Here is a 24,696-nt window from a genome sequence, read left to right as displayed (position 1 = left end):
TGAAGAGCAGAATGGGCGACATGAACAGCATCGACATTCTCACCGACCTGTCCCAGCGCCCTCTCCAGGCAGCACAAGCTCTGCCCGACCTCTCCCCTGAACAGCTCAACAGCCGTCTGGGCGGTCATCCGAATTCCGTCGCCTGGCTGCTGTGGCACAGCGGCCGTGAGATCGACGTGCAGCTCTCAGCCCTCACGGGCAAGCCCGAGCAGTGGGAGGACTTCCGGGATCGATTCGATCTCGGTGAGATCGGCGAGACCTTCGGCTACGGACACAGTCCCGAACAGGCGGCAGAGATCAAGGTCGACGATCAACAGCTGCTCGTCGACTACCTCGCCGCTACTCTGAACGCGTTCACCGACGATGCAAAGACGCTCTCCGAGGATGACTTCGACGAAGTCATCGACAGGAACTGGACTCCCGCAGTCACTCGTGGCGTTCGGATGGTCTCGATCATCGACGATGCGATCCAGCATGTCGCGCAGGCGGCGTTCATCGCAGGTGCGACTGTTTGATTCGGTTCAGGGTCGACAGAAATCCCTGACTTCGCCGAGGATGCTCATCCCAGCCGCACGGTAAGTGGCGACGGCGACTGTGTTCGATGTCGGCGTGGCAACGGTGACGCTCGACGCCCCCATCTCCCTCAGCGCCGCGGCCGCGGCCAGTGTCATCTCGACTCCGAATCCGTGACCCCGGTGGTCGCCGTGGACGCCGAGTGGTTCGATGACACCGGGGCGCCTAGGACCGGCCGACCAAACGGTTGTGGCACCGGCTGGAGCGCCGTCGGCGGTAAATCCGACGAGACATTTGGCCTGCTTGTAAGCGTGACCGTCGGCCATGGACCGCCAACGGTCCGCAGTCAATGAGGACCCGGGAAAAGCCGAGGATTCGACCGCGATACGGTCGGCGATACGGTTATCTGCTCTGTCGGGGTCGACCGTTTCGATCCGCTGGGTAACGGATGGGATCGGTTCGCTCAGATCTCGGTGGAGCGTGGTCCACGCTTCGTCGGATCCCCATCCCGCCTCGGTGAGGGTATGTTGCAGGGCGGATCCGAATCGAGCTTCGACGATGCCCTTCCCTGCAGGCAGCAGTTCGGTGAGATCTCCGTTGAAGTCGGCCAAGATCGCCTCGGCGAGCGCTCGGTCATCGGCGTGATCGGGTGAGACGGCCATTCGGATGAGTTCGGATTCGTCGAGGAATCCGACGGCCGCAGTTTCGTCGCCGACAGTCCACACCCGCAGGGCCGAGGCGAGCGCTTCGGCTCCGAAACGCTGATACCAGCCGAGGTCTCCGGGATGTACCTGGACGGGCAGTCCTTCGCGTTGCCAGGACGAGACAGTGTCGATGATGTCCGGCAGGTCCGTCGTAGTCGGTGTCAACATGGTCATTCTTCTGTCCTCGCCTCTGCGCGCCAGATGACTTCACCGTCGTCGATCTCGTCGGTCGGTTGCAGTCCGAGACAGACAGCGATTCGGGCGGAAGCGGCGTTGTCAGGATGGATGGCCGCTTGCAATACAGTCACGAGATGATCCGCCAGCCAATCGACCATGGCTCGGGCCGCCTCGGTGGCGAATCCCTGCCCTTGGCTGTCGACGCCGATGACCCAAGCGATGTCGGCTTGATAACCGGTTTGGGCTCTTGTCACTGTGGCCTGGACATATCCGACTGCAGCGGACTCAGGCGTTTCGCGAACGATCCAGTTCAGCCAGCCGGCGTCACCGGTCGGTGAAGCACCTGCGGATTGGAGTGTATAGAGTCGTTCGAGTTCGGACAGGCTCGGGCTCGTCCCACCGATATGGGTGTATAGGTCGGGTGAGGACAGTGTCTCCACCATCTCCGACGCATGGTGGACTGCGAGCGGCTCAAGCTGCAGCCTGTCGGTGACGATGGGTTTCGCCCGTGGCCAATTCACACTGCGGTTCGAGCTTTCTGCCGGGTTCACGGATTCAGCTCTCGTTCGATTGAACGGGCCTCGTCCGATCGCTGATGCGGGTAGCGAAGTCGACGATCTCCGCCTCGACCTCGGTGCGGGTGGTCGGTTCGTTGTGGACTTCGTGCCGGACTCCTGCGAATACGCGGGTGCGCACGTCGGCGTGGCCAGTCTCCCGAAGCCTGTTGGCCACGTGGTAGGCACCCTCGCCGTAGTTCGCGACCGGGTCCTGGTCACCGGCGAGGATGAGCACCGGCAGATCGCCCGGGATCATCGCATACCAGCTCTCGGCATTGGCTTCATCGTAGAGGTCGACGAACCCCTGCAGGAATCGCGCACTCATCGGGGCACCGAAATTATTGAAGGGGTCACGGCCGTGATCGGAGACGACCGCCTCGTCGAGGGCGACCCAGGCGGTAGGGCCGGCGTCCGGACCGAAACGTTCGATGAATCCGTCGAAGAGCTGGCCCACCAGTTGATCGGATGCAGGTTCGGCTCGTCGGTTGCCGGTGGCCGCCTCGGCGAGTTCGACACGGTCGATGGTCTGATCGATACCGCGCATCTGCGCAGCGATTCCGCACAGAGCCAGCCCCGCGAGGCCAGCAGTCGAATCGGAGGCCATGACCCGTGCAATCATCGATCCCCAACTGTGGCCGAACACGATGTACGGCAGATTCGGGAGGATCTCGCGAGCCTTGCGCTGCAGCGTCAGTTCGTCGGCGACGACCACTCGAGCTGCGTCGTCACCTGTATCGACCCAGATTCCCGACTGCATGGCCGTCCGACCATGGCCGGAATGGTCATCGGCGACTACGGCGAATCCGGAGTCGACGAGGGTGGCGATGAGGTGGTGGTAGCGCCGGGAATGCTCGCCGAGTCCGTGGATGATGTGGATGACGGCTCGTGGTTCAGTGGTCGGTGTGTAGAGCCAGCCGAAGACCGTGTCACGATCGTTGTGAGAGGTGAACTCGATTTCGTGCAGGGCCAAGGTGGGACTCCTCTGTCGTCACGTGTGTCCGCACCGCCGTGGTGCGGTTCGCAAAACCTGTGGAATGCAGATCACCCTACCGCACCGATTCGAACTGAGCGCAGGGACGAAGGCTTTCACCTGCTCAATGGTCTTCGGCCCGGCTCGCGGCCGCCTCGTGCCAGGTGAGTCGCACCTCTCCCGGTGTCTCGCGAATCGCCTCGACGAGGTCGTCGGTCGCTCCGATGACAGAGCTGAATCCGTCCTGACCCGAGGATAGGAGCACGATTCGCCAACCGCTGCCGTCAGCCGACGGGGACGTCTCTGCTGTAAAGCCTCCCCAATAGTGAACCTCCGTGCCTTCGGCAACATCAGCGTCGGGGTCGGGCCTGAGAGCAGCCTGAAACGTGCGCACCGCGCGCTCGGCGGCAGCACCTGTGATCGAGGCCCGGACCTGAACTACGGTCCACACGTCGAACGGCCAATCTTCGAGCCATTGTCGGGAGGGAGTGAACGGTTTGACGTCGGTTCCGCTGTGCATGCGTTTCTCCTCAGAGGTTCATTGACAGATGTTCATCGCCCCTCGGCGACATGCGGATTCGCTGCATGAGCGAGTCTCTCACCCTTCCTGCCGACCGCGGGCCCGGTCGTGGGCGGATATCCAGGATCAGGCATATCCTTGACCCATGCCGTTCGAAGCCGTTTCATTCACCGATGTCTCCACCGCGGGACTCGAATCCTCCCCCGTCGCCGAGGCGCTGGCGGGCCTGCGTGCCAACGAAGCACGGTACTTCTCCAACAAGTACAAACACACGTTCGCCGTGGCCCCGGCGGCTGAGGCGCAAGAGGCACTGGACTGGGTGGAGGAGATCCTTGCCTCCGAACGTGAGATCGTCCCGACCTCGCCGGCTCTCGAGGTCAGCATCAATGATGTCGACGGCATCTACTGGGTGCACGTCTTCTACGAGTCCGGGCTCGCAGTCAATGTCCTATGGACACGAGCAGACGATGGCAAGCGGGCTGTCGGCTTCAAACTTTCGGAGGGGATGGACGTTCCTCCCGAGCTGTCGGCGTTCAAGTTCGCCCGTCAGAAGTCGAAGCTCGCAGGGGAGATCCGTGGTTCCTTCTTCAAGATCAAGGGTGATCATCCCCTGCCGTAGCGTCACGACGCGCAGGTCCTGAGGCCGCGAACGGCCGTTTTCACTCCTCGGTCGTTCGCCGTCTCAACTCATCGAGTTCAGTCTCTGAGAACGTACCTCAGGGTTTCGACAACCTGATCGGTCGTCTGGCACCAGGCCTTGGCTTCGGCATCGACCTCTTTGAGCGGATGCACGATGTCGGCATCATGCAGGGTCACATAGGGAGTGCCGAGTGCCGCGCAATAGCCGGCGTCGAAGGCGGCATTCCATTGCTTGTACTTATCCCCGAAACGCACGACGACCATATCGGCCTTTTCGATCAGCGTCCTAGTGCGGATGGCGTTGACCTTCGCCGACTGATGATCACGCCAGAAGGAACTGTCGTTCTCGCCGAGGTGGTCACCGGCAGCATCACTGGCAGGATGGTCGGTCACGGGTGCGGTGAAATCGATATCCAGACCGGCCGCCTCGGCGCCGCGCTTGATCTCATCGCGCCACTCGGTGTGGATCTCACCGGACAGGTAGACGGAGAAACTCATGTCGATCACTCCTCATTCTTATGGCAGAAGGGACCAGTTCGTCCCTCAGGCACCACCATAGCCAATCGGAGGTCAGACGCTCAGCGCCGACCGCGCGGCCGAGCCCCAGACACAAATGTCGCAGGCAGTGTCGTCTGCGGGCTCAGCCCCGGCGGTCGTCACCGTCAGGAGGTTGCCGTCCTGACGATCTCGGCAATGCGTTTCTCGGCGACCTCGTCGATAGTCTCGAAGTACCATGCGGCGGGCATCAGCGATCCGTCGGAACCACCGGCCGGGGTGAGTTCGGCCTTTTCCGTGAGGGCCAGGTTGACCCGCTCGTCATTGCGCAGTGTCACCAGTGCAGGAGTGCTCGCGGACAGAGCATAGGCAGGCATGCCGTACCAGATTCGCGGCTTGAGACGGGGGGCGACGGTCACGATGATGTCGTGCGCTCGCTGCACGAGCGATCGTTCCGGCTCGTCCATCTTCGCGATCTTGTCGATCACCTGGGACAGGTTCTTCTCGTCTTTGGTCGTCATGTCATGTCCTTACGTCAGCCGGTGTGTCGCACCGGCGGTTGAAGACGGCGCAGAAATGCGCCGCACCCCATCTGGACATGTTCCGGACCGACCGGAGCTCTCCGCAATGATTCAGGCTTAGGTACCTGGAAGTGCTGGCAACCGTACATGCTGCCGGTTTCCACGATACCTGCATCGACGCCTCGCCGCCAGGACAGCCGAGATCCACAAAAGACGAGTGGCTAGCGAAGTTGCTCGGATAAGTAGGCCTCCGCGATGCTCAGATGTCCCTGGCTGCCGATTGAGTTCTTCGCCTTCTGCGGGTACGCATGATTGGCAAGGGGAACTTTCACGGTCTTGACGTCGACTCCGCGGCTTCGGGCCGACTCGGCCCATGAAAGCTGGTCGGTTGGGGTGATCACGTCATCGCGCATCGCTGTCATCATAAGCATCGGCGGCGCGGGTGCTTTCAGATGCGTGACGGAATCGGCCACTGAGTAGCGTTCCGGATATTCCTCTGGTGTGCCACCCGTGTAGCTGGTCGCGAACAGGCGCGTGCCGGATCCCGCGCCTGGCCCGGTGGGGGCGTTCTCGTAAAGACCCGTCACGTCGAACGCCGGGTAGTCGGCAATGACCGCCGCCGGAACCGGAACCTTCCCACCGCAGGACGATTCAGCGTCGCCCTGCGCTGCGGCACCGGCGGTATTGGCGACCATGTTGCTGCCCGAACTCTCGCCCCAGAACGCAAGGCGATCGGTATCCGCACCGATCGTATCTGCGTGGGTCTGAATCCAGCTTGCCGCACATGCGACCTGCGACGGTGCGCTCTGCCAGGTTGCGTTATCCAGGGTGGCGAGTTCGTATTCGACCGATACGACCAGGTAGCCGTGATCAGCGAGTTCACGCAGCTCTGAACTTGCTGCGTTCGGTTCGCCTGCGATCCAACCGCCTCCGTGGACGTACATGATCGTCGGAGCTGAACCCTTCGCTCCCTCAGGTTCGTAGATCGATACCGAGAGGTCATCGCCTGAGCTGGACTTGTCGTACACTTCCTTGCGATCAGGCGATGCCGAGTCGATCGCCGAGAGCCCGAACGTCGCAGTGAACAGGTTCACCGAACCACCGGCCGAGGTGATGGCGACGAGGAGCACAATAACGACAGCCAGATTCGCGATCGTGCTCACCACTCCGAATCCTGTCATTGCAGCTCCGGTCCATCGACGGCCTCGGCGCAGCCAAACGATTCCGAACCCAAGCACAATCGCTCCGATCACAGTCGCCATCGGCGCAATCGTCGGCGCAAACCGGGCCGCAGCGGAACTGACTGGGCCAAGCCCGGGAATGATCGATGCCAGGCCGATGACTACAGCGATCGCACCGAACACGAGCGCGAGGATGAGGGCCGTTGCCCGAACTGTATTGGCCGCGCGCTGGGGCACCGCGGGCTGTGACGAACTCTTGCTGGCTGTCATCTTCGGTCCTCGCCTTCCGATCTGTCGGGTTGAGATTCCCGCTGCAGCAGCTCTCATCGTGGCGGTCACCTGCTGACGCCAGGGGCCACTCTAACGCAGTCCGACTCTCACTACCCAGATGAATCGGCCTGCATCCACGGCCATGGGAGCGCAGCCGAGGTCCGCAGAGAATTCCTGCACTGAGTCAGCCTCATCGATGTCGCGAGGCTAATCGGGCACACTGGACGATCTGCAGATCCCACCGAGCAGGAATGCGGTTCGGCGGTCATAGTCAGCTCGAGGCGATCGGCCCCCGTGTTTGAGGACGAGAGCATTGTCGCGGGCAAGTGATTGGAAGTCTTCTGCGGTGAAGTCGGGGACCAATACGCCGGCGGCGTGCCCCTGAGCGACAAGGCTGTCATGGAATTCCGTTCCGGTATGGCACAGGGCCAGCAACGGCTCGGAGTCGCGATACTCCTGGAGCAGAACATCATTGACCGCAGGAACTCGATACTGCAGGTCACGCAACGCATAGATATACGAGCAGATACGTTCTCGGACCTCGCCGATGGACCGCATCTCCTCGATGACCGTCTGCAGCTCCACCGCAACAACCTCGTCGATGACGGCATCAATCAGCCCGATTCTCCCGCCGAGTCGATTGAAGATCGTCGCTTTGCTCACGTCTGCAACAGCGGCGACCTCCTCGAGGGGCGCAGAGAACCCCTGCTCCCGGAACACCTGGACCGCCGCAAGTCGAATCCGGTCGACGTTTCGGCGAGCATCCGAGCGGAGAGACTGCACACCACTTGGATCAGACACGATGACGCCCCCTCCCGCAGTGACAAATAACTTGATCATAGCAGTCAAGTTAGTGCAGGATGGGACCACGCAAGTTAACCCCATAGGTCAACTTCAGCCATTGCAGCAGCTCTGACGTGCGCGCGAAACACGCTGTCAGCTCACAGTTCATACGAAAGGAATGTCAGATGATCATCGTCACCGGAGCGACAGGCACTCTCAACGGAGCTACTCTCGACCATCTTCTGAAGCGGATTCCGCCTGGGCAGATCGGCGTCAGTGTCCGCGATCCCTCGCGTGCGTCCCATTTGGCCGATCAAGGAGTCCGCGTCCGGCAGGGGAGCTATGACGATCCAGCAGCTCTGCGCCATTCGTTCGCGGACGCCGAACAGGTTCTCCTGGTGTCCTCCAGCGACCTTACTGCCGACGTCGTCGCACAACACCGCAGGGCGATCGATGCGGCCGTCGATGCAGGGGCTCAGCGGATCCTGTACACAAGCGCCCACGGAGCAGGCTTTGACACTCCCTACCCGCCGCTCGGAATCCATGCGGCCACGGAACAGTATTTATCAGAATCGGGAGCAGCCTGGACCTCGTTGCGAAACGGCTTCTACGGAGACCCGGCTCAGCTGCTCGGCGCGTGGGAAGAAACCGGCGAGATCGCCATGCCCGCCGACGGACCATTTTCCTGGATCGATCGCCGCGACGCGGCGGAGGCCGCCGCTGCGGTTCTGACTGCGGATGAACCATTTGAGGGCCCGATCGACCTGACGCTGCCCGAGCCGGTCACCCTCGCGGATTTCGCCGCTTCCGCGTCCGAGATCGCCGGACGCCGAATCGAGCGCGTCGTCGTGGACGACGAGAAGTGGGTGGCCGACGCCATCTCCCGCGGTACGCCCGAGGAGGTCGCGCGTTTCACCCTGTCGATGTTCCAGGCAACAAGGAGCGGGCATTTCTCTGATTCGGACCCCACGCTCACGCACTTCCTGGGACGCAGCCCCCGCAGCATCACGGATCAGTTGAAAGGTCTCGATACTCGGTGACACGGTCGCCATCCGCTAGACGTCGGATCTGAGTTCCACCCATGAGACGTCCAACGAGGCTGTCATATCGACGTCGGAGTGAAATCCCATCGCTTCCAGCTCTCGCTCCCCGATGCATACGGCCAGGGACTGAGTCAGACGCGGCCTCGCTGGCTCGAGTAGGTCGGCGACAGCCGTGGCCCCAGGGCTCATCGCCTCGCGGATTCCGCGATCTGCAACCCCAGAGAGCACGGCCCCTGCACCGAGGTGGTCTTCAAACGAAGGGCGCAGCGAGTCGTACGGCTATTCGAGACCGCCTCGGCGCTGTCCTCGGTCACGGCTGATCGAGCAGCGCAATGCCGAAACCGCCGACGACGGCCCGAACTTCGTCGAGGTAGCGTTGCGCCTGTTCGGTCAGCGGGATCCCGGAATGATCGATCCAGCCGATCTCGATGCGTTCCTCGACCTCGAGTGGAATCGCGACAATGGCCGGATCGAGATCGTCGCTGATGATGCCCGTCGAGATGGTGTAGCCGTCGAGTCCGATCATCAGGTTGAAGATGGTCGCGCGGTCAGAAACCCGGATCTCCTGCTTGCTCGACAGGGTGGAGAGAATCTCCTCGGCGAAGGAGAACGAGTTGTTCGCCCCCTGGTCGAAAGTGAGCCGCGGCAGGGCGGTGAGATCGTCAAGGGTGACGCGGTGGCGGGAGGCAAGCGGGTTCGTACGAGAGATGAAGATGTGCGGGGAGGCGAGGAAGAGCGGGTGGAACGCAAGCCCCGAATCTCGCAGCAGTTTGTCGATGACCTTCCTGTTGAAGTCGTTGCGGTAGAGGATGCCGAGCTCACTGCGGAGCGTGCGCACGTCTTCGATGATGTCCCAGGTACGCGTCTCTCGCAGTGAGAACTCGTACTCGGCAGCATCGCTGGCCTTGACCATCCGAACGAAAGCATCGACGACGAACGAGTAGTGCTGCGCCGAGACTCCGAGCAGACGCCGTGACGGTGGTCGCCCTAGGTAGTGCTGCTCGAGGAGTTCCACCTGTTCGACGACCTGCCGGGCATAGCCGAGGAACTCCACACCGTCGTCAGTCAAAGTCACCCCGCGGGCGGATCGGACGAGCAGAGCGCGATCCACACGGGTCTCCAGGTCCTTCATCGCGGCAGACATGGTCGGCTGAGAGACATAGAGCAGATCGGCGGCGGCGGTGATCGACCCCTCCGACGCGACCTCGATGAAGTACTGGAGTTGCAGCAGCGTGATGTTCTTCAGGCCTCGAGACATAGATCAAGGCTATAGGAATCCATAGTTCCCCCGAGTTACCCGATGACCACCGGGGACGGGCAGGATGGCTCACAGACATGCCAGCGACCGCAACCGGCCGCACACCCACCGAATTGGACGTCCATGACACCTGAGTTCTCATTCAGCATCACCACGACTCGATTCGACGAGGACTACTCGCCGTCAGAGAGCACCCGAGCGACGACGAATTTCGCCAACCTCGCCAGGGGCGAGGACCGTCAGCAGAACCTCCGCACCGCTCTGAGCATCATCAATCGCCGCTTCAACGAACTCGCGTCCTGGGACAATCCCGACCGGGATCGCTATGTCCTCGAACTCGACATCGTCTCCGGAGGACTTCACTTCACCTCGGGCGGCCGGGAACAGGAGTTCCCGCTGCTCGAAGTCCTGGATATCCAGATCATCGACAGACTGACTGGAAAACGTCACCCCGGGATCGTGGGGAACAATTTCTCGTCCTTCGTCCGCGATTTCGATTTCAGCGTGCGGCTGCCGGCTGCCAATGAGGCCGCAACCGAGTTCACGGTCCCCGATGACTTCGGTGATCTGCATGGCAAACTATTCCAACACTTCCTCGACTCTGCCGCCTATCGGGAACGGTTCCAGACGGCACCCGTGATCTGCATCAGCGTGTCCACAAGCAAGTCGTACCGTCGGACCGAGAATCACCACCCGATTCTCGGGTTCGAATACCAGCAGGACGATTATTCACTGACCGATGACTACTTCGCGAAGATGGGACTCCAGGTGAGGTATTTCATGCCGCCGGGCAGCGTCGCACCGCTGGCCTTCTACCATCGCGGCGACCTCCTCGGCGACTATTCCGACCTGGCGCTCATCGGCACGATCAGTACGATGGAAACTTTCCAGAAGATCTATCGGCCCGAGATCTACAACGCGAATACCGCCGCCGGAGAGGTCTACCGGCCGACACTGGACCGGCACGACTTCTCGGAGATGCCGGTCACCTATGATCGCGTCGAACGCAATCAGCTCGGCGTCAGACAGGGAAAGTTCACGGAGGAGTTCTTCGTCAACCCGCACCGAGAGATGCTCGAACAGTGGGCGTCCGACCGACCCGTCCCAGTCGCATGACCGCAGGAGAAGAAACGATGACGCAGCCGTTGTTGCCCACCTCAATCGTCGGCAGTCTGCCGAAGCCGTCCTGGCTCGCGCAGCCCGAAACCCTCTGGTCCCCCTGGAACCTCCAGGGCGAAGCCTTGGTCGAGGGCAGGCACGATGCCCTGCGCATCTCGACTCATGAGCAGACCAACCGCGGCATCGACATCGTCAGCGACGGAGAGCAGACCCGCCAACACTTCGTGACGACGTTCATCGAGCATCTCAGCGGAGTCGATTTCGAGAAGCGCAAGACGGTTCGGATCCGCGATCGCTACGACGCAAGCGTACCCACTGTCGTCAGCGCCGTGAGCCGTGAGAAACCAGTCTTCGTCGACGATGCGAAGTTCCTCCGCCAGCAGACCGATCAGCCGATCAAGTGGGCGCTGCCGGGGCCGATGACGATGATCGACACACTCTATGACGACCACTACAAGAGCCGCGAGAAGCTGGCCTGGGAATTCGCCACGGTCCTCAATCAGGAGGCAAAGGATCTGGAGGCGGCGGGAGTGGACATCATCCAGTTCGACGAGCCCGCATTCAATGTCTTCTTCGAGGAGATGAAGGACTGGGGAGTCGCCGCGCTCGAACGAGCAGCGGAAGGTCTGCGGGCCGAGACCGCAGTGCATATCTGCTACGGCTATGGGATCAAGGCGAACAACGACTGGAAAACGACCCTCGGGTCCGAGTGGCGCCAGTACGAGGAATCCTTCCCCCTCCTGCAGCGCTCGAGCCTCGACATCGTCTCGCTCGAATGCCACAACTCCCATGTCCCGATGGACCTCATCGAACTGATCCGCGGCAAGAAGGTCATGCTCGGCGCCATCGACGTGGCAAACGAGACCATTGAGACACCGGAGGAGGTCGCCGCCACTTTGCGCAAGGCACTGAAGTTCGCCGAAGCGGACAAGCTCATTCCGAGCACGAACTGCGGCATGGCCCCCTTCGCGCGCGACGTCGCCCTCGCGAAGATGAGCGCCTTGAGTGCAGGAACAGCGATCGTCCGCGAGGAGCTGATTGCGTCAAGGAGCTGACCGCCGCCGCGCTCCATCCGCGCATGTCCCGAGCCGTCGGGCCTCTCCGCAATGATTCGGGCGTTCTGAGCCGAGGAAGTGCAGTGACAGCTCAAGCTGTCGTTGCCACAGTAACCCAGGCTATGCCGCAGACGCTGGCAGAACGGAGAGTGCCCACCTATCAGCGCCTGCCTCAGACGTTGATGCGGAACCTTCGGCTGACCGGTTTCCGCGAAGAGTCGAACGACTGCGCGACTACGAGAAGTTTGATCGCAGAGATCGTGTCGCGCAGCGCCCGACGCTCACGACGCAGCTAGGGCGTGGCTCCCATTAGGGGTTCTCAGGGCGTGAGATCGTTTGGTATGGCCGTGTTGAGAGAGTTGAGTCCCGAGCAAGATCGCGATGTTGAAGCACTTCAAGCACTGTTAGAGTCCGCTCCGGACTACTCCCGCCGTATCACGGGCAACGCCCCTCGGCCATCGGACCGCCGTGAGGTGCTGGAGGCTCTTCCTCCCGGCCTTGACCCTCGGTGCAAGCTCGACATTGGATTGTGGAGCGAAGACTCCGGCCAGCTCCTCGGGTTCGCGGATGTGCTCCATGGATGGCCGCGATCTCGCATCGCTCACATCGGCCTTCTGGCGGTGCATGGCGCGCATCGCGGACGAGGTATCGGTAGCCAGCTGCACGACGGTGTCGTGGAACGAGCCGTGCAGTGGGGTGATGTCGATGTGCTGCGCCTCGGGATCGTCGCGACGAACGCGGCTGTGGCCGAACCCTTCTGGCAGGCTCTCGGATACCGGTCGACGGGCGAGGCCATGCCGTATGCCGCTGGGGATGTGAGTAGCTCAACCGTCATATGGGAACGTACCCTTCCCTGACGTTGGAACAATACGTCGTGGTCCGCGGGATGACCGTCGGCTCAAGTCATGCCCGCAACCAGATCCGACATTACTTCGCACGGATGGTTCACGTTCGTCATCGCGTTGATGACTGGCAATGCATCCCCTGATGCCGGCCCCTCAAGCACTCCGATGTCAGGATGCCGCACGACGACGAGGTCGACCCATTGCGCGAGATGCCCCGCGACGTCCGTCAGGACTTCTGCCTTGTCGAGAGACTCCGGCGGAATCGCAATCGGTTGGATCCCCATGAGATTGGCACCGCGCTCGAAGGAGACGCGCGTGCGCAGACTCGACGGCGGAAAGAACACAGCCGCCGCTACGTCGAATCGCGGGCCCGCCCCCGCCACATATCAGTCGGTCAGCGCAAAGAATTCTTTGAGTTCCTCGGAATCCCAATAACGCAGCGAGAGCAGGTGCCGCCCGCCGACGGCTTCCTCACTCACGCAACATTCAGCGGAGTGATTGCGGCGATCTGCTCAGACACTCGATCTTCAGCGAGTTCCAGCTCATAGTGAGCCTGCAGGTTGAGCCAGAACTGAGGGTCCATTCCGAAGTAGCGCCCGAGACGCAACGCCGTGTCAGCCGTGATCGCTCGCTTGCCGTGCACAATCTCATTGATGCGGCGTGGCGGCACGCCGATCGAGACCGCGAGCTTGTTCTGAGTGATCCCGAAGCCCTTGATGAAGTCCTCCATGAGCACCTCACCCGGGTGAACTGGATCCCACCGCTCAGTGGTAGTCGACGAGTTCGACATCTTCAGCACCTCCTTCTGTCCAGGTGAAACAGATCCGCCACTGATCGTTCACACGGATACTGTGCTGCCCCGCGCGGTCACCCTTGAGTAGCTCCAACCGATTTCCCGGAGGCACACGCAAGGAGTCAATGAATCTAGCGGCGTGAATCTGCGTCAGCTTTCGGATGGCGGCCTTCTGAACACGGGGATCGATCGACGGCGCCTTGTCGCGGTGCCATAGCCGCTCGGTCGCCCTGTCAGCAAAGGACCTGATCACACCACCAGGGTGACATACTTAACGCTTTGCGTCAATAACGCTAGACGTTAAACCTGAACTCCACCGAGTTCCGGCACATACCAACCTCTGCTTACGCGACCACCCCGCAGGTCCAACGGCCTCTGAGCTTTCCTCACCGACCGGACTGCGGGCCTCAAACGGATTGGTCACTGAGCGCGTCACGCTTGCGCGCGTAAGCTCGCGCCGCCCGCACTCGGTCACCGCATCGCGTCGAGCACCACTGCCTGCGCGCGTGCGTGCGGAGGAAGAAGCGACCACACGACTCCGCTTCACAGACCGCGAGCTTCGAAGCCTCGTCGCCGGTCAGCAATGCAGCAGCGTCCTCGGCGATCGCAGCCATGACGTGCTCGACCACCTGCGTCGCCGGGTGCTCGGAGGTTCTGACGAAGCCCGTTGCGGGCTCGAATCGCAAACGCATCGCCCCCGGGGCGCTGGTGAGCGCATCGTTGAGGAGGCGTACTGACTCAGGGTCCGGTGAGGAGCCCTCGACGCGTGCCGCCAAGAGGTTGCGCACGGCACCACGCAGGCCGGTCAACCTCCCCTGACAGTGCTCGTAGAGCACCGCCTCCTGCCCAACCAGATCGTGCGCGACCAACCAGGCTGTCGTTGCAGCCGGGGTGGACAACTCGTCGAAACGCTTACCACCTGGCAACTCTCCCGCGCTGTTAACCAGCGCGAGACTGGGGTGCGCGGTCGCACCGGGCACTGGTGTCTGCGTCATCTCATCCATGTCTCTCATGGTATCAGTTGACTTTTTCCGTGATCTGAATGCTACGATCGACTCATGTTAAATAGAAGTTGTTTCCGTGAGATCGGGGTGCTGCATGCAGCACGCTGACCAGTCCGACAACAAGACACCATTCGCCCTGTCGGCGCTCGCCGGAGGCGGCACCGGCGTCGGCACCACTGCCGAGCAGGGCTTGGAAGGCACCATCTCGCTGGCGCGGGCCGCAGACCGGCGAGGATTCCGACGGTTCTGGATGTCCGAGCACCATGCGATGCCCGCAGTCTCCGTCGCCTCGCCCCCGCTGATGATCGCCCGACTCATCGCCGAGACCTCGAGCATCCGACTCGGAGCCGGCGGCGTCATGCTGCCGAACCACGCACCGTTGATCGTGGCCGAGCAGTTCGGGATGCTCGCCGCTCTGGCTCCGAATCGGATCGATCTCGGGCTCGGGCGCGCCCCCGGCACGGACGGTGCGACCGCTCAGGCACTGCGTCGCGGCGCGGACGCCAACGACGGATTCGGCCAGCAGGTGCTCGAACTCCTCGGCTTCCTGGCCGACGAGTTCCCCGCCGGGCACCCCTACCAGGAGGTCCACGCGGTGCCCGGGCCGTGGCAGGCCGACCAGAACCGTGTGCCAATTCCGACGCTCGGGCCCGAGGTGTGGATGCTGGGCTCGTCGCCTTTCTCGGCTCAGCTTGCCGCACAGCTCGGCCGCCCGTATGCATTCGCGCTGCAGTTCGGCGACGCCGACATCGACACCGCGTTGCGCATCTACCGTGAACAGTTCCAGCCCTCCGAGGTGCTCGCCGAGCCGTATGCGCTTGCGAGCGTGCCCGTTGCGATCAGCGACGACCCCGCCGAGGCGCAGCGACAGGCCGCGACCTCGGCGATGGCGATGCTGCGAATGTTCAAGCGCGAGGGCTATCTCCTCCTGTCACCCGAGGAGGTCGAGGCATACCCGGCCACGACACAGGAGAGGCAGGTGCTCGACGCTTATACCCACCGCACGTTTCACGGCACGCCCGCCACGGTTGCCGACCGTCTAGAGGCACTGCACGACCGGACCGGTGTCGACGAGTTGATGCTCGTCGGCGGAGGCCACTCGGCGGCGCTCGACGAGCGCGGCATCGAACTCATCGCCGATCACTACGACCTCCCACACGCCTGATCCTCTACCCCTGCACGACCGCAACCTGAATGGAGCACCCCATGACCACCCCGAACCGCGCCCTGATCGTCATCGACGCCCAGCTGGAGTATTTCGAGGGACTGCTGCCGATCCAGTACCCGCCCCGCGACGAGTCTATCGCCCGTATCAAGGCCACGATCGACGCCGCCGAGGACGTCGACATCCCCGTGGTGATCGTCCAGCACGAACTGCCCGCGGATGCCCCGGCATTCGCTGCGGGGTCGTCCACGCACCGGAACCATCCCGACATCGCCACCTATGAAGACCGAGCCGACCTCCGGATCAGCAAGCAGTACGCCAGCGTCTTCGCCGGGACCGGACTCGCAGACTGGCTGCGCGAGCACGACATCGACACCGTCACCCTCGTCGGGTACATGACCAACAACTGCGTCCTCGCCTCCGCAGCCGACGCCGAGCCCCTCGGATTCACCGTCGAGGTCCTCTCCGATGCCACCGGCGCGATCGACCTGGTCAACGACGCCGGCCGCGCTCCTGCTCGGCAGGTCCACGAGACCCTCATGGCCCTGCTCCACTCCAACTGGGCCGCCGTCGCCGACACCGGCACCTGGACGACCGCGGTTCAGACAGGACAGGCCCTGGGCAAGAGCGACCTCGTCACCTCCGCCTCCAACGGCCGCGTCGACGACTGATTCCACGCGACACACGAAATACCACGACAAGCAACAGGCTGCAGAAGTAGCCAGGAAAGAGAAGACTGTGCCCATTGGCCTGTTCGCCCTCGCCCTCGCGGGCTTCGGCATCGGCATGACCGAGTTCGTCATCGTCGGACTGCTCCCCGAAGTCGCCGCAGAATTCGCGGTCTCGGAGGGCACCGCAGGGATCCTGGTATCCGGATACGCGATCGCAGTCGCCATCGGCGCGATCGCCGTCACCGCCGCGGTCTCCCGTCTCGACCGCAAACGTGTCCTGCTGGCCCTGATTGCGGCCTTCATCATCGGGAACGTCCTGAGTGCGATCGCGCCCGACTTCGAGATCATACTGATCGGACGGATCATCGCCGCGCTGTGCCACGGCGCGTTCTTCGGCGTGGCCACCGTCGTCGCCGCGAGTCTGGTCGACGAGCACAAGAAGGCCAGCGCTATCTCCTTCATGTTCGCCGGGCTGACCGTCGCGATGATCCTCGGCGTGCCCGCCGGTACCTTCCTCGGGCAGATCGCCGGCTGGCGCTCCACCTTCTGGGCCATCAGCGTCATCGCCGCGATCTCCCTGATCGGAATCACCCTGTTGGTGCGCTCCGTCGCAGCGACCCCCGCCGAACGCACGGTGCGCCTGCGCGACGAGTTCCGCATCTTCACCCGCCCCCAGGTCCTGGCCGCGGCGGTCATCAGCATGCTCGTCTCCGGTGGTGCAGTCACTGCGTTCACCTACATCGCCTTCACCTACACCAACGTCAGCGGAATCGCCGAAACCGCCATCCCGTGGCTCCTGCTGCTGTTCGGGGTGGGCACATTCCTCGGCAACGCTCTCGGTGGGAATCTCGCAGATCGGTCGATCAACCGCACGCTGTTGATCTTCATCCCCGTCGCCGCAGCCGTCATGACTGTATTCGCCCTGACCGCACAGGTAGCCGCACTGGCCGTCATCATGACCGGGCTGATGGGTATTACCGCGTTCGCCAACCTCCCGGGCATGCAGCTGCGAATGATGTCACTGGCCGGCGACGCGCCATCCATGGCCTCAGGCACGAATATCGCCGCGCTCAACATAGGCAACGCCCTCGGTGTGTGGATCGGCGGCCTCGTCATCACCACAGCACTGGGCTACACCGGCCCCATCTGGGTCGGTGCCGCGTTCGCCGCACTCGCCTTCGTCGTGCTCCTGACGACTTTGCAGGCTTCCAAGACCGACCGGGCTTCACAACCGCAGACAGTGAACCCCGAAGCCGTCACGGCTGCACGCTGACCGCGTCTGAACGAAGGCAGATGCCCGACCGCACGGTGTCGGGTGTCTGCCTTCTGGCATTCCATTCCACCTGTCGCATCAGACGGCCGACCCGCAGATGTCAAAGCGCAAAACGAAATTCGACCACGTCCCCATCGACCATGATGTAGTCCTTGCCTTCCATCCGGACCTTGCCGGCGGACTTCGCGGCAGCCATCGAACCGTTCGCATCGAGATCATCGAACGACACGATTTCGGCCTTGATGAAGCCCTTCTGGAAATCGGTATGGATGACTCCGGCCGCCTCGGGGGCGGTGGCTCCCTTCGGAATCGTCCACGCACGGGATTCCTTGGGCCCGGCCGTCAGATAGGTCTGCAGACCCAGGGTATCGAAGCCGACTCGGGCGAGCTGATCGAGTCCGCTCTCCTCCTGACCCGTCGACTCGAGCATCTCCCGGGCTTCCTCCTCGTCGAGTTCGGCGAGTTCGGACTCGAACTTCGCGTCGAGGAAGATCGCCTCGACGGGAGCCACCAGTGCCCGCATCTCGTTCTTCTTGTCCTCATCGGCGAGCACCTCGTCGTCGACATTGAAGACGTAGAGGAAGGGCTTGACCGTCATCAGCTGCAGCTCACGCAAGGCGCTGACATCGAACTTGTCGGCCTGCATCGCCTGGTAGAGCGTCCGCCCGCCTTCGAGGATCTCGGTGGCGGCATCGATCGCGGTCAGCTGCTCAGCAGGAGCGCGCTTGCCCTTGACTTCCTTCTCGATCCTGGGCCGAGCCTTCTCCAATGTCTGGAGGTCGGCGAGGATGAGCTCGGTATTGATCGTATCGATGTCATCGGCGGGGCTGATCTTGCCGTCGACGTGGACAACATCGTCGTCGACGAATCCGCGGATGACCTGACAGATCGCATCGGCTTCGCGGATGTTGGCGAGGAACTGGTTGCCCAGGCCCTCGCCTTCAGAGGCACCGCGCACGATTCCAGCGATATCGACGAAGTCGACGGTGGCATTGAGGATGCGTTCGGAGCCGAAGATCTCCGCCAGTCGCGTGAGTCGCTCGTCCGGCAGAGGGACCACGCCCACGTTCGGTTCGATCGTCGCGAACGGGTAGTTCGCCGCGAGAACTTGGTTCTTGGTCAGTGCGTTAAACATGGTCGACTTGCCGACATTGGGCAGTCCCACGATTCCAATAGTCAAAGCCACGGTATCCAAGTCTAGCCGTCGCCGAGGTGGTCCTCGAATTCTCGCGTCAGTGCCCTCTGTCACCCTGGAAACATGAATGCTTTCCCCGCTGCCGCAGTCATCATCGCCTTCATCGTGGCGATCGTCCTCGCCGCCGCCCTCGGGTTCCTCCTCGGCCGCAGCCTCACCCGTTCCCGGTACCTCGAGAGACTCACTCGCGCCGAGACCACGTCACGCATCCTGTCCGCGCGCACCGAAGATCTCGAGGCCGATGCCCAGATGGCCGGTGAGATCACCGCGGCCATCGGACCGTTGGCGGCAAGCGTGAAGAATCTGCAGGAGAACCTGCACTCTCAGGACCGCACGCAGATCGAACAGATCACCCGACTGAACTCCCAGATCGGGCACCTCAGCCAACAGAACCTCCGCCTCCAGGAATCCACTGGGTCACTGGCCAACGCGTTGAATTCGACGACCCACCGTGGAGACTGGGGCGAAGTCCAGCTCAAACGCATCGTCGAATATGCCGGCCTTCTCCCCCACGTCGACTTCGACACGCAGGTCAGCGCCGAACGCGATGGTAAGCGCCACCGACCCGATATGGTCGTCCACCTGCCCGGCGGCGGCACGATCATCATCGATGCGAAGACTCCCCTGTCGGCGCGTATGAACGAGGATTCCGGCGAGGCGGCCGACGCCGGCACGGGCGATCAGGACCATGCCCGCGCCCTCTTGCGACATGTTGATGCCCTGGCATCGAAAGAATACTGGAAGGCATTCGAAGCCTCCCCCGACTTCGTCGTCTGCTTCGTGCCCACCGACGGTCTCCTCTCCGCGGCCGCGGCAAGCTACCCGAAGATGATCGACCATGCCCTGGGCAAGAACGTCGTCCTCGCCTCACCGGCGACTCTGCTGGTGCTGTTGAAGACCGTGGCGCTCAACTGGCGGCAGGCGGACATGTCCACCTCGGCGGCCGAAGTGCTGCGGCTGGGCACGGAACTCTACGAACGCATCGGCACGCTGGTGACTCATGTGTCACGGATGGGGGCCAGCCTGGACCGCTCGGTCGAGGACTACAACCGGTTCGTCTCGTCCTTGGAGTCCCGGTTCCTCGTCACCGCCAGAAAGTTCCCATCGACCGGTATCGTCGCCGACGAACTCGATGCCGTGGCCGAACTCGATACTCGCACTCGCGGCATCAGCGCAGAAGAACTCAGTCGCCCTCGGGCCATGGACTTCGATGGACGCGGTCCGACTCATCTGCGTGATCGGCAGACGGGGACGAGCTGAGGATGATCAGCCGAGTTTTCTCAGTTCTTTCGGCAGCGAGAAGATGAGGTCCTCTTCGGCGGTGACGACCTCTTCGACCGTGTCGAAACCGTACTCGGCCAGGAGCTGCAGCACGTCTTGGACGAGGTTCTCGGGAACGCTCGCCCCGGAGGTGACCCCGACGGTGGCGACATCGTGGAACCATGTCTCGTCGACCTCGCGGGCGAAGTCGACACGGTAGGCTGCCTTCGCACCATGTTCGAGGGCTACTTCGACGAGGCGAACGGAGTTCGAGGAGTTCGCCGACCCGACCACGATGACGAGATCCGCGTCGGGCCCGATCTTCTTCACCGCGACCTGCCGGTTCTGTGTCGCGTAGCAGATGTCATCACTGGGTGGATTCTGCAGGTGCGGGAAGCGCTCACGCAGGATCTCCACTGTTTCCATGGTCTCGTCCACGCTCAAGGTCGTCTGTGAGATCCACACCAGCTTCTCGGCATCGGGAACCGCGAAGGTGCGGGCCTCTTCCGGGCTCTGCACCAGAGTGATGCGTTCCGGCGCTTCGCCCATGGTGCCCTCGACCTCTTCGTGCCCGGCATGGCCGACGAGCAGGATGCGGAAGCCGTCCCGGGCGAACCGGATGGCCTCCTTGTGGACCTTCGTCACCAGCGGGCATGTCGCATCGATCGTCGACAGCGAACGTTGGGCAGCCTCGGTGTGCACGGCCGGTGAGACTCCGTGAGCGGAGAACACGACCCGAGCACCTTCCGGGACTTCATCGGTCTCATCGACGAAGACTGCCCCGCGTTCGGACAGGGTCTCGACGACATGTCGGTTGTGCACGATCTCCTTGCGGACATAGATCGGTGCGCCGAAGTGCTCGAGGGCGCGCTCGACGGCGATGACAGCACGATCCACACCGGCACAATAGCCGCGCGGTGCGGCCAGCAGCACCCTTTTGTCAGCACTGACCGGAGTGCGGATCTCGCCAGGTGCCAAACGCCGGCGCGGAATGGTCGGGGCAGGTACTGAAACGACGCTCACCCGTTCAGTCTAAGCCGTAGGCATCGACTGCGGCCAGGAATGGGCTGCGTCAGTGCCGTTCGTTAGGCTTGGGATTCGGAAGGGGACTTAAATGGCGCAAAGAATTTCCGGCACTCCCGGCACGCTCGGCGAAACGGCCGAGCCGAAGGAGCTCGCCGCCACCGCAGCCGAGACCACAGCGGAGAATCCGTGGCCGCTGAGTCTGCTGTCTTCGAAGATGAAGTCCTATATCGACCGCATGTCGAGCGTGTGGATCGAAGGGCAGGTCGTCGAACTCAACCATCGCGGCAAGGCCAGCTACCTGACCCTGCGCGACACCGATGTCGAGATGTCCTTGCCGGTCCAGATCTGGAAGAACGTCCTCGACCGCACCGGAGCTCCTCTCACCGAGGGCAGCCACGTCGTCGCCAATCTCAAAGCCGACTTCTGGACGAAGACCGGTCGGCTGACGATGCGCGCCAACGATATCCGCGCCGTCGGACTCGGCGAACTCCTCGCCCGCCTCGAACGATTGAAGAAGCAGCTGGGCGCCGAGGGGCTCTTCGATCCCAACCGGAAGCTGCGTCTGCCGTTCCTGCCGAACCGGATCGGGCTGATCACCGGACGGGATTCGGATGCGCAGAAGGACGTCATCCGCAATGTGCATCTGCGCTGGCCTGCCGCCGAATTCGAAGTCCGCAACTGTGCTGTGCAGGGACCGGATGCCGTGCCGGGAGTGATGAAGAATCTCGCCGAGCTCGATGCGGACCCGCAGATCGATGTCATCGTCATCGCCCGCGGCGGCGGCAGCATGGAAGACCTCCTGCCGTTCTCCAATGAAGCACTCGTTCGTGCCGTCTCCGCCGCGCAGACACCGGTCGTCTCTGCGATCGGGCACGAGGCCGACCGGCCCATCCTCGATGAGGTCGCTGACATGCGGGCGTCAACACCCACGGATGCCGCAAAGAGGATCGTTCCGGATGTCGCCGAGGAAGGCATGAATCTGCTGCGTGCCCGCGCCGAACTCGAATCCGCCGTCAATCGCATCCTCGATCGAGAGCAGGAGATGCTCACCGCCGTGCGATCACGGCCGGTGCTCGCCGAACCGCAGACGATGATCACCGCGCATGAGAACGAACTGACGATGATCCGCCGCCGCAGTCTGCAGGCGACGAACGGACTGCTCATCCAAGCTCAGAACGAGATCCAGCATCTCCGTTCCCAAGCCAGATCCCTCTCTCCCCTGCGGACGTTGGAGCGCGGCTACGCCGTGGTGCAGACCGACGAAGGTCAGGCCGTCCGCAATGCCGCCGAGGTCGCCGCCGGCGACACCGTCCATGTCCGGGTCGCTCGTGGTCGTTTCGACGCAGATATCACCGAGGTCACTCCGGAGACCGACGATTCGACGACCGACGATTGACCACAACTCCATACTCTGTCCACGTTCCACACACTCTGCGAAGGAGACACCGATGACCGAACCGACGACCCAACAGGACCAGCCCGATATCAGCACGCTCAGCTACGAGCAGGCGCGCGAAGAACTCGTCATGACCGTCAAGCGTCTGGAGACCGGCAACCTGCCGCTCGAAGAGTCACTGCGACTGTGGGAGCGCGGCGAGGCTCTGGCCGACCGGTGCCAGGCGTGGCTCGACGGAGCACGGGAACGCCTCGACAAGGCCCGTGAGGAGACCTCGGACGACACCGAGTAGAACTTCGAGTCAGCCTGGGATCACTTCAGGTCGGCGGCGACCTGATCGGCGAAGCTGTTGACGGTGTCCGGCGCAGCAGTGGCAGTCAGAACGACATACATATCGCCCTTGTGCGTGACCCAGTATTCCTTAGCTTCCTCGGTGCGGTAGACCTGGAAGTCGGCGCCGCCGACGGTCACCTTCTCGGCGGCTACAGCCTCATCGGTCTTCCGCTTCGCCCAGTTCGCACTCGCTTCGGCCTGTTCGATGCTCACCCATTGGTCGTCGGGGCCGATGAACGACATGTACCACGAGGTGTATTCGGAGTCGCCCACGCGATCGAGGCTGGCTTCGTTCGACGTCCATCCGCGCGGGATCTGCGGAACGATGAGGTCGAACTCGGCGTTGCCCTGGGACTGCTCGGCGATCCCCTGATAGTCGACGACACGTTCTGAGTCGACCTCGGGCTGCGGGGCGAGGAACAGGATCCCGACGGCGACCGCCAGACAGGCGAGGATCGCGATGACCATATTGACCCAGTTCGAGTTCTTGCGCAGGAAGCGCATCTCTTCCCGGGACCCCGGCAGCATCACCCCGGACTCATCAGCCATGGACTCTCCCCTAGGACTCGGCGTCGCCTCGTCGACGACCGTTCGAGTACCCGTCTCGTCGGCAGCATTTCGGACATTCACACCGCCATTGTCCTCGGCTCGCGCGCGAAGGGCCAATTCCGGCCCGAGGACGTGACTGCGGCCACAAGCGGACACCGCTGTCGCGACCCCGATCACAGGGGTGGCACAATTGGAGGCATGAGTGACTCCAAAGAGCCTGTTGACGTGAAATCTCACCATGACCGAGGACGAGTTGATGAGGAGGCTCCGCCTGTCGCTGTGACCGACTCATGGTCACAGAAGGCTCAGGTCGAGTCGGATGCTCCCGACCGCAACTTGGCTCTGGAGCTCGTCCGAGTCACCGAGGCCGCAGCCATCGCCGCCGCCCCTTGGGTCGGCCGCGGCGACAAGAACGCAGCCGACGGAGCAGCCGTGGCCGCGATGCGCAATGTCATCTCCACCGTCCGCATGGCCGGCACCGTCGTCATCGGCGAAGGTGAGAAGGACGAAGCTCCCATGCTCTTCAACGGCGAGCAGGTCGGCGACGGCGGAGGACCGCACTGCGATGTTGCTGTCGACCCGATCGATGGCACTCGCCTGACCGCTCTGGGCATGCCCAATGCGATCTCGGTCATGGCTGTGACCGAAGACGGTGCGATGTATGACCCCTCTGCCGTGTTCTACATGGAGAAGCTCGTCACCGGCCCCGATGCCGCTGATGCCGTCGACATGCGTCTGCCGATCGCTGAGAACATCCGCCGCGTCGCCAAGGCGAAGGGAACGAAGGATCCCGCCTCGGTGACGGTGATGATCCTCGACCGCCCCCGCCACCAGCAGATGATCGATGAGATCCGCGCCGCCGGAGCCCGCATCCAGCTCATCACCGATGGCGACGTCGCCGGAGCCATCGCCGCCTGCCGTCCGGGAACCGGCGTCGACATGCTCATGGGCATCGGCGGTACCCCCGAAGGCATCATCACCGCCTGCGCCATCAAAGCACTCGGCGGAGTCATCCAGGGCCGTCTGTGGCCGCAGGACGACGCCGAACGCGAAGCCGCTGCCAAGGCCGGCCTCGACATCAATCAGGTGCTCAACACCGACGACCTCGTCACCGGTGACAACAGCTACTTCGTCGCCACGGGCATCACGAACGGCGACCTGCTCGACGGTGTGAAGTTCCAGGGCAGCCACGTAACCACGCATTCCCTGGTGATGAGGTCGAAGTCGGGAACCGTCCGTCAGGTCTTCGCCGAGCACCAGGCCGCGAAGACCCACTCCTACGTGGAGGCCGCCGAAGAAGCCGCACGCCGCGGACTGGTCTGACCTCCAAACGCACCCGGTCCCGGGCGCGATGCACACAACTCGGAAGCAGGTGCGAAAG

Annotated in this window: 29 protein-coding genes; 13 read left to right on the top strand and 16 right to left on the bottom strand. The window is 62.9% G+C overall.

Annotated elements, in window-relative coordinates; translation table 11 throughout:
* Positions 1-20 precede the first annotated feature (20 nt).
* The gene (locus tag AC3CD9_RS03870; RefSeq protein WP_488366387.1) at positions 21-515 is read left to right on the top strand and encodes a mycothiol transferase; all 495 of its coding nucleotides are present in this window, start codon (positions 21-23) and stop codon (positions 513-515) included.
* A 6-nt stretch (positions 516-521) separates the two neighbouring features.
* Here AC3CD9_RS03870 and AC3CD9_RS03865 read toward each other — a convergent pair whose 3' ends face one another.
* The 4 genes from AC3CD9_RS03865 to AC3CD9_RS03850 form a co-directional block, all read right to left on the bottom strand.
* Positions 522-1,391 carry a GNAT family N-acetyltransferase gene (locus tag AC3CD9_RS03865; protein ID WP_488366386.1) on the bottom strand — a complete coding sequence of 290 codons (870 nt, stop codon included), beginning with the start codon at positions 1,389-1,391 and terminating at the stop codon, positions 522-524.
* The gene (locus AC3CD9_RS03860; protein ID WP_488366385.1) at positions 1,388-1,915 is read right to left on the bottom strand and encodes a GNAT family N-acetyltransferase; all 528 of its coding nucleotides are present in this window, start codon (positions 1,913-1,915) and stop codon (positions 1,388-1,390) included. Before AC3CD9_RS03860 ends, AC3CD9_RS03865 begins: the two co-directional genes overlap by 4 nt.
* 34 nt (positions 1,916-1,949) lie before the next feature.
* Positions 1,950-2,921 (bottom strand): alpha/beta fold hydrolase, encoded by a 972-nt coding sequence (locus tag AC3CD9_RS03855; protein WP_488366384.1) that lies wholly within the window; start codon positions 2,919-2,921, stop codon positions 1,950-1,952.
* 124 nt (positions 2,922-3,045) lie between these two features.
* Positions 3,046-3,441, bottom strand: coding sequence for a hypothetical protein (locus AC3CD9_RS03850; protein WP_488366383.1), 396 nt, complete (start codon positions 3,439-3,441; stop codon positions 3,046-3,048).
* Positions 3,442-3,586: 145 nt separating this feature from the next.
* Between AC3CD9_RS03850 and AC3CD9_RS03845 the strand changes: the two genes are divergently transcribed.
* The gene (locus AC3CD9_RS03845; protein ID WP_488366382.1) at positions 3,587-4,060 is read left to right on the top strand and encodes a phage tail protein; all 474 of its coding nucleotides are present in this window, start codon (positions 3,587-3,589) and stop codon (positions 4,058-4,060) included.
* A gap of 77 nt (positions 4,061-4,137) precedes the next feature.
* On the opposite strand, the gene AC3CD9_RS03840 is transcribed toward AC3CD9_RS03845, so the two are convergent.
* From AC3CD9_RS03840 to AC3CD9_RS03825, 4 genes are all read right to left on the bottom strand, one after another.
* A complete protein-coding gene (locus AC3CD9_RS03840) occupies positions 4,138-4,578 on the bottom strand; it encodes a YtoQ family protein (RefSeq protein ID WP_488366381.1) in 441 nt (146 codons plus the stop codon).
* Positions 4,579-4,742: 164 nt separating this feature from the next.
* Positions 4,743-5,096 (bottom strand): DUF1801 domain-containing protein, encoded by a 354-nt coding sequence (locus AC3CD9_RS03835; protein WP_488366380.1) that lies wholly within the window; start codon positions 5,094-5,096, stop codon positions 4,743-4,745.
* Positions 5,097-5,317: 221 nt separating this feature from the next.
* The gene (locus AC3CD9_RS03830; RefSeq protein WP_488366379.1) at positions 5,318-6,547 is read right to left on the bottom strand and encodes an alpha/beta hydrolase; all 1,230 of its coding nucleotides are present in this window, start codon (positions 6,545-6,547) and stop codon (positions 5,318-5,320) included.
* Between the two features lie 207 nt (positions 6,548-6,754).
* Entirely contained in the window at positions 6,755-7,387 is a 633-nt protein-coding gene (locus AC3CD9_RS03825) for a TetR/AcrR family transcriptional regulator (protein ID WP_488367495.1), read from the bottom strand.
* A gap of 128 nt (positions 7,388-7,515) precedes the next feature.
* On the opposite strand from AC3CD9_RS03825, the gene AC3CD9_RS03820 reads away from it, so the two are divergent.
* Positions 7,516-8,370 carry an SDR family oxidoreductase gene (locus AC3CD9_RS03820; RefSeq protein WP_488366378.1) on the top strand — a complete coding sequence of 285 codons (855 nt, stop codon included), beginning with the start codon at positions 7,516-7,518 and terminating at the stop codon, positions 8,368-8,370.
* 313 nt (positions 8,371-8,683) lie between these two features.
* On the opposite strand, the gene AC3CD9_RS03815 is transcribed toward AC3CD9_RS03820, so the two are convergent.
* A complete protein-coding gene (locus tag AC3CD9_RS03815; protein WP_488366377.1) occupies positions 8,684-9,631 on the bottom strand; it encodes a LysR family transcriptional regulator in 948 nt (315 codons plus the stop codon).
* 123 nt (positions 9,632-9,754) lie between these two features.
* On the opposite strand from AC3CD9_RS03815, the gene AC3CD9_RS03810 reads away from it, so the two are divergent.
* From AC3CD9_RS03810 to AC3CD9_RS03800, 3 genes are all read left to right on the top strand, one after another.
* Positions 9,755-10,747 (top strand): putative oxygenase MesX, encoded by a 993-nt coding sequence (locus tag AC3CD9_RS03810; protein WP_488366376.1) that lies wholly within the window; start codon positions 9,755-9,757, stop codon positions 10,745-10,747.
* Between the two features lie 17 nt (positions 10,748-10,764).
* Positions 10,765-11,805 (top strand): methionine synthase, encoded by a 1,041-nt coding sequence (locus tag AC3CD9_RS03805; protein WP_488366375.1) that lies wholly within the window; start codon positions 10,765-10,767, stop codon positions 11,803-11,805.
* Positions 11,806-12,146: 341 nt separating this feature from the next.
* Complete coding sequence (locus AC3CD9_RS03800; protein ID WP_488366374.1) at positions 12,147-12,662, top strand: GNAT family N-acetyltransferase; 516 nt, start codon at positions 12,147-12,149, stop codon at positions 12,660-12,662.
* 41 nt (positions 12,663-12,703) lie between these two features.
* Here the strand turns inward: AC3CD9_RS03800 and AC3CD9_RS03795 are convergent, their stop codons facing one another.
* The 4 genes from AC3CD9_RS03795 to AC3CD9_RS03780 form a co-directional block, all read right to left on the bottom strand.
* Positions 12,704-12,994 (bottom strand): hypothetical protein, encoded by a 291-nt coding sequence (locus tag AC3CD9_RS03795; protein WP_488366373.1) that lies wholly within the window; start codon positions 12,992-12,994, stop codon positions 12,704-12,706.
* A 131-nt stretch (positions 12,995-13,125) separates the two neighbouring features.
* Complete coding sequence (locus tag AC3CD9_RS03790; protein WP_488366372.1) at positions 13,126-13,440, bottom strand: HigA family addiction module antitoxin; 315 nt, start codon at positions 13,438-13,440, stop codon at positions 13,126-13,128.
* Complete coding sequence (locus tag AC3CD9_RS03785) at positions 13,415-13,696, bottom strand: type II toxin-antitoxin system RelE/ParE family toxin (protein WP_488366371.1); 282 nt, start codon at positions 13,694-13,696, stop codon at positions 13,415-13,417. The genes AC3CD9_RS03790 and AC3CD9_RS03785 overlap by 26 nt, the downstream gene beginning before the upstream one ends.
* Positions 13,697-13,850: 154 nt before the next feature.
* Positions 13,851-14,447, bottom strand: coding sequence for a CGNR zinc finger domain-containing protein (locus AC3CD9_RS03780; RefSeq protein ID WP_488366370.1), 597 nt, complete (start codon positions 14,445-14,447; stop codon positions 13,851-13,853).
* Positions 14,448-14,541: 94 nt separating this feature from the next.
* Between AC3CD9_RS03780 and AC3CD9_RS03775 the strand changes: the two genes are divergently transcribed.
* The 3 genes from AC3CD9_RS03775 to AC3CD9_RS03765 all read left to right on the top strand — a co-directional run bounded on the left by AC3CD9_RS03775 (position 14,542) and on the right by AC3CD9_RS03765 (position 17,556).
* The gene (locus AC3CD9_RS03775; protein WP_488366369.1) at positions 14,542-15,612 is read left to right on the top strand and encodes an LLM class flavin-dependent oxidoreductase; all 1,071 of its coding nucleotides are present in this window, start codon (positions 14,542-14,544) and stop codon (positions 15,610-15,612) included.
* A gap of 41 nt (positions 15,613-15,653) precedes the next feature.
* The gene (locus AC3CD9_RS03770) at positions 15,654-16,283 is read left to right on the top strand and encodes an isochorismatase family protein (protein ID WP_488366368.1); all 630 of its coding nucleotides are present in this window, start codon (positions 15,654-15,656) and stop codon (positions 16,281-16,283) included.
* A 67-nt stretch (positions 16,284-16,350) separates the two neighbouring features.
* Positions 16,351-17,556 carry an MFS transporter gene (locus AC3CD9_RS03765; RefSeq protein WP_488366367.1) on the top strand — a complete coding sequence of 402 codons (1,206 nt, stop codon included), beginning with the start codon at positions 16,351-16,353 and terminating at the stop codon, positions 17,554-17,556.
* 100 nt (positions 17,557-17,656) lie between these two features.
* Here AC3CD9_RS03765 and ychF read toward each other — a convergent pair whose 3' ends face one another.
* Positions 17,657-18,742 (bottom strand): redox-regulated ATPase YchF, encoded by a 1,086-nt coding sequence (ychF, locus tag AC3CD9_RS03760; protein WP_488366366.1) that lies wholly within the window; start codon positions 18,740-18,742, stop codon positions 17,657-17,659.
* Positions 18,743-18,814: 72 nt separating this feature from the next.
* Between ychF and AC3CD9_RS03755 the strand changes: the two genes are divergently transcribed.
* Complete coding sequence (locus tag AC3CD9_RS03755) at positions 18,815-20,011, top strand: DNA recombination protein RmuC (protein ID WP_488366365.1); 1,197 nt, start codon at positions 18,815-18,817, stop codon at positions 20,009-20,011.
* Positions 20,012-20,017: 6 nt separating this feature from the next.
* Here AC3CD9_RS03755 and AC3CD9_RS03750 read toward each other — a convergent pair whose 3' ends face one another.
* Positions 20,018-21,034 (bottom strand): 4-hydroxy-3-methylbut-2-enyl diphosphate reductase, encoded by a 1,017-nt coding sequence (locus AC3CD9_RS03750; protein WP_488366364.1) that lies wholly within the window; start codon positions 21,032-21,034, stop codon positions 20,018-20,020.
* 91 nt (positions 21,035-21,125) lie between these two features.
* Here AC3CD9_RS03750 and xseA point away from each other — a divergent pair, with 91 nt between their 5' ends.
* Positions 21,126-22,433: an exodeoxyribonuclease VII large subunit gene (gene xseA / locus AC3CD9_RS03745; protein WP_488366363.1), complete on the top strand. Its 1,308-nt coding sequence runs from the start codon at positions 21,126-21,128 to the stop codon at positions 22,431-22,433.
* A gap of 52 nt (positions 22,434-22,485) precedes the next feature.
* The gene (locus AC3CD9_RS03740) at positions 22,486-22,725 is read left to right on the top strand and encodes an exodeoxyribonuclease VII small subunit (protein WP_025778102.1); all 240 of its coding nucleotides are present in this window, start codon (positions 22,486-22,488) and stop codon (positions 22,723-22,725) included.
* 20 nt (positions 22,726-22,745) lie between these two features.
* On the opposite strand, the gene AC3CD9_RS03735 is transcribed toward AC3CD9_RS03740, so the two are convergent.
* Positions 22,746-23,396, bottom strand: coding sequence for a DUF4245 domain-containing protein (locus tag AC3CD9_RS03735; RefSeq protein ID WP_488366362.1), 651 nt, complete (start codon positions 23,394-23,396; stop codon positions 22,746-22,748).
* Positions 23,397-23,513: 117 nt separating this feature from the next.
* Here AC3CD9_RS03735 and glpX point away from each other — a divergent pair, with 117 nt between their 5' ends.
* Positions 23,514-24,638 (top strand): class II fructose-bisphosphatase, encoded by a 1,125-nt coding sequence (glpX, locus tag AC3CD9_RS03730; protein ID WP_488366361.1) that lies wholly within the window; start codon positions 23,514-23,516, stop codon positions 24,636-24,638.
* The last annotated feature ends 58 nt before the right edge of the window (positions 24,639-24,696 follow it).

The organism is Brevibacterium sp. MGP-B1 (assembly GCF_057766545.1).
The sequence above is the reverse complement of the archived record's forward strand: the minus strand, read 5'-3'. Positions and strand labels throughout refer to the sequence as shown.

Excerpts from the sequence above, each read along its gene's own strand:
- AC3CD9_RS03870 (WP_488366387.1), top strand. The coding sequence starts at position 21 with ATGAACAGCATCGACATTCTCACCGACCTGTCCCAGCGCCCTCTCCAG.
- AC3CD9_RS03865 (WP_488366386.1), bottom strand. The coding sequence starts at position 1,391 with ATGACCATGTTGACACCGACTACGACGGACCTGCCGGACATCATCGAC.
- AC3CD9_RS03850 (WP_488366383.1), bottom strand. The coding sequence starts at position 3,441 with ATGCACAGCGGAACCGACGTCAAACCGTTCACTCCCTCCCGACAATGG.
- AC3CD9_RS03845 (WP_488366382.1), top strand. The coding sequence starts at position 3,587 with ATGCCGTTCGAAGCCGTTTCATTCACCGATGTCTCCACCGCGGGACTC.
- AC3CD9_RS03840 (WP_488366381.1), bottom strand. The coding sequence starts at position 4,578 with ATGAGTTTCTCCGTCTACCTGTCCGGTGAGATCCACACCGAGTGGCGC.
- AC3CD9_RS03835 (WP_488366380.1), bottom strand. The coding sequence starts at position 5,096 with ATGACGACCAAAGACGAGAAGAACCTGTCCCAGGTGATCGACAAGATC.
- AC3CD9_RS03830 (WP_488366379.1), bottom strand. The coding sequence starts at position 6,547 with ATGACAGCCAGCAAGAGTTCGTCACAGCCCGCGGTGCCCCAGCGCGCG.
- AC3CD9_RS03825 (WP_488367495.1), bottom strand. The coding sequence starts at position 7,387 with ATGATCAAGTTATTTGTCACTGCGGGAGGGGGCGTCATCGTGTCTGAT.
- AC3CD9_RS03820 (WP_488366378.1), top strand. The coding sequence starts at position 7,516 with ATGATCATCGTCACCGGAGCGACAGGCACTCTCAACGGAGCTACTCTC.
- AC3CD9_RS03815 (WP_488366377.1), bottom strand. The coding sequence starts at position 9,631 with ATGTCTCGAGGCCTGAAGAACATCACGCTGCTGCAACTCCAGTACTTC.
- AC3CD9_RS03810 (WP_488366376.1), top strand. The coding sequence starts at position 9,755 with ATGACACCTGAGTTCTCATTCAGCATCACCACGACTCGATTCGACGAG.
- AC3CD9_RS03805 (WP_488366375.1), top strand. The coding sequence starts at position 10,765 with ATGACGCAGCCGTTGTTGCCCACCTCAATCGTCGGCAGTCTGCCGAAG.
- AC3CD9_RS03800 (WP_488366374.1), top strand. The coding sequence starts at position 12,147 with ATGGCCGTGTTGAGAGAGTTGAGTCCCGAGCAAGATCGCGATGTTGAA.
- AC3CD9_RS03790 (WP_488366372.1), bottom strand. The coding sequence starts at position 13,440 with ATGTCGAACTCGTCGACTACCACTGAGCGGTGGGATCCAGTTCACCCG.
- AC3CD9_RS03780 (WP_488366370.1), bottom strand. The coding sequence starts at position 14,447 with ATGGATGAGATGACGCAGACACCAGTGCCCGGTGCGACCGCGCACCCC.
- AC3CD9_RS03775 (WP_488366369.1), top strand. The coding sequence starts at position 14,542 with ATGCAGCACGCTGACCAGTCCGACAACAAGACACCATTCGCCCTGTCG.
- AC3CD9_RS03770 (WP_488366368.1), top strand. The coding sequence starts at position 15,654 with ATGACCACCCCGAACCGCGCCCTGATCGTCATCGACGCCCAGCTGGAG.
- AC3CD9_RS03755 (WP_488366365.1), top strand. The coding sequence starts at position 18,815 with ATGAATGCTTTCCCCGCTGCCGCAGTCATCATCGCCTTCATCGTGGCG.
- xseA (WP_488366363.1), top strand. The coding sequence starts at position 21,126 with ATGGCGCAAAGAATTTCCGGCACTCCCGGCACGCTCGGCGAAACGGCC.
- AC3CD9_RS03740 (WP_025778102.1), top strand. The coding sequence starts at position 22,486 with ATGACCGAACCGACGACCCAACAGGACCAGCCCGATATCAGCACGCTC.
- glpX (WP_488366361.1), top strand. The coding sequence starts at position 23,514 with ATGAGTGACTCCAAAGAGCCTGTTGACGTGAAATCTCACCATGACCGA.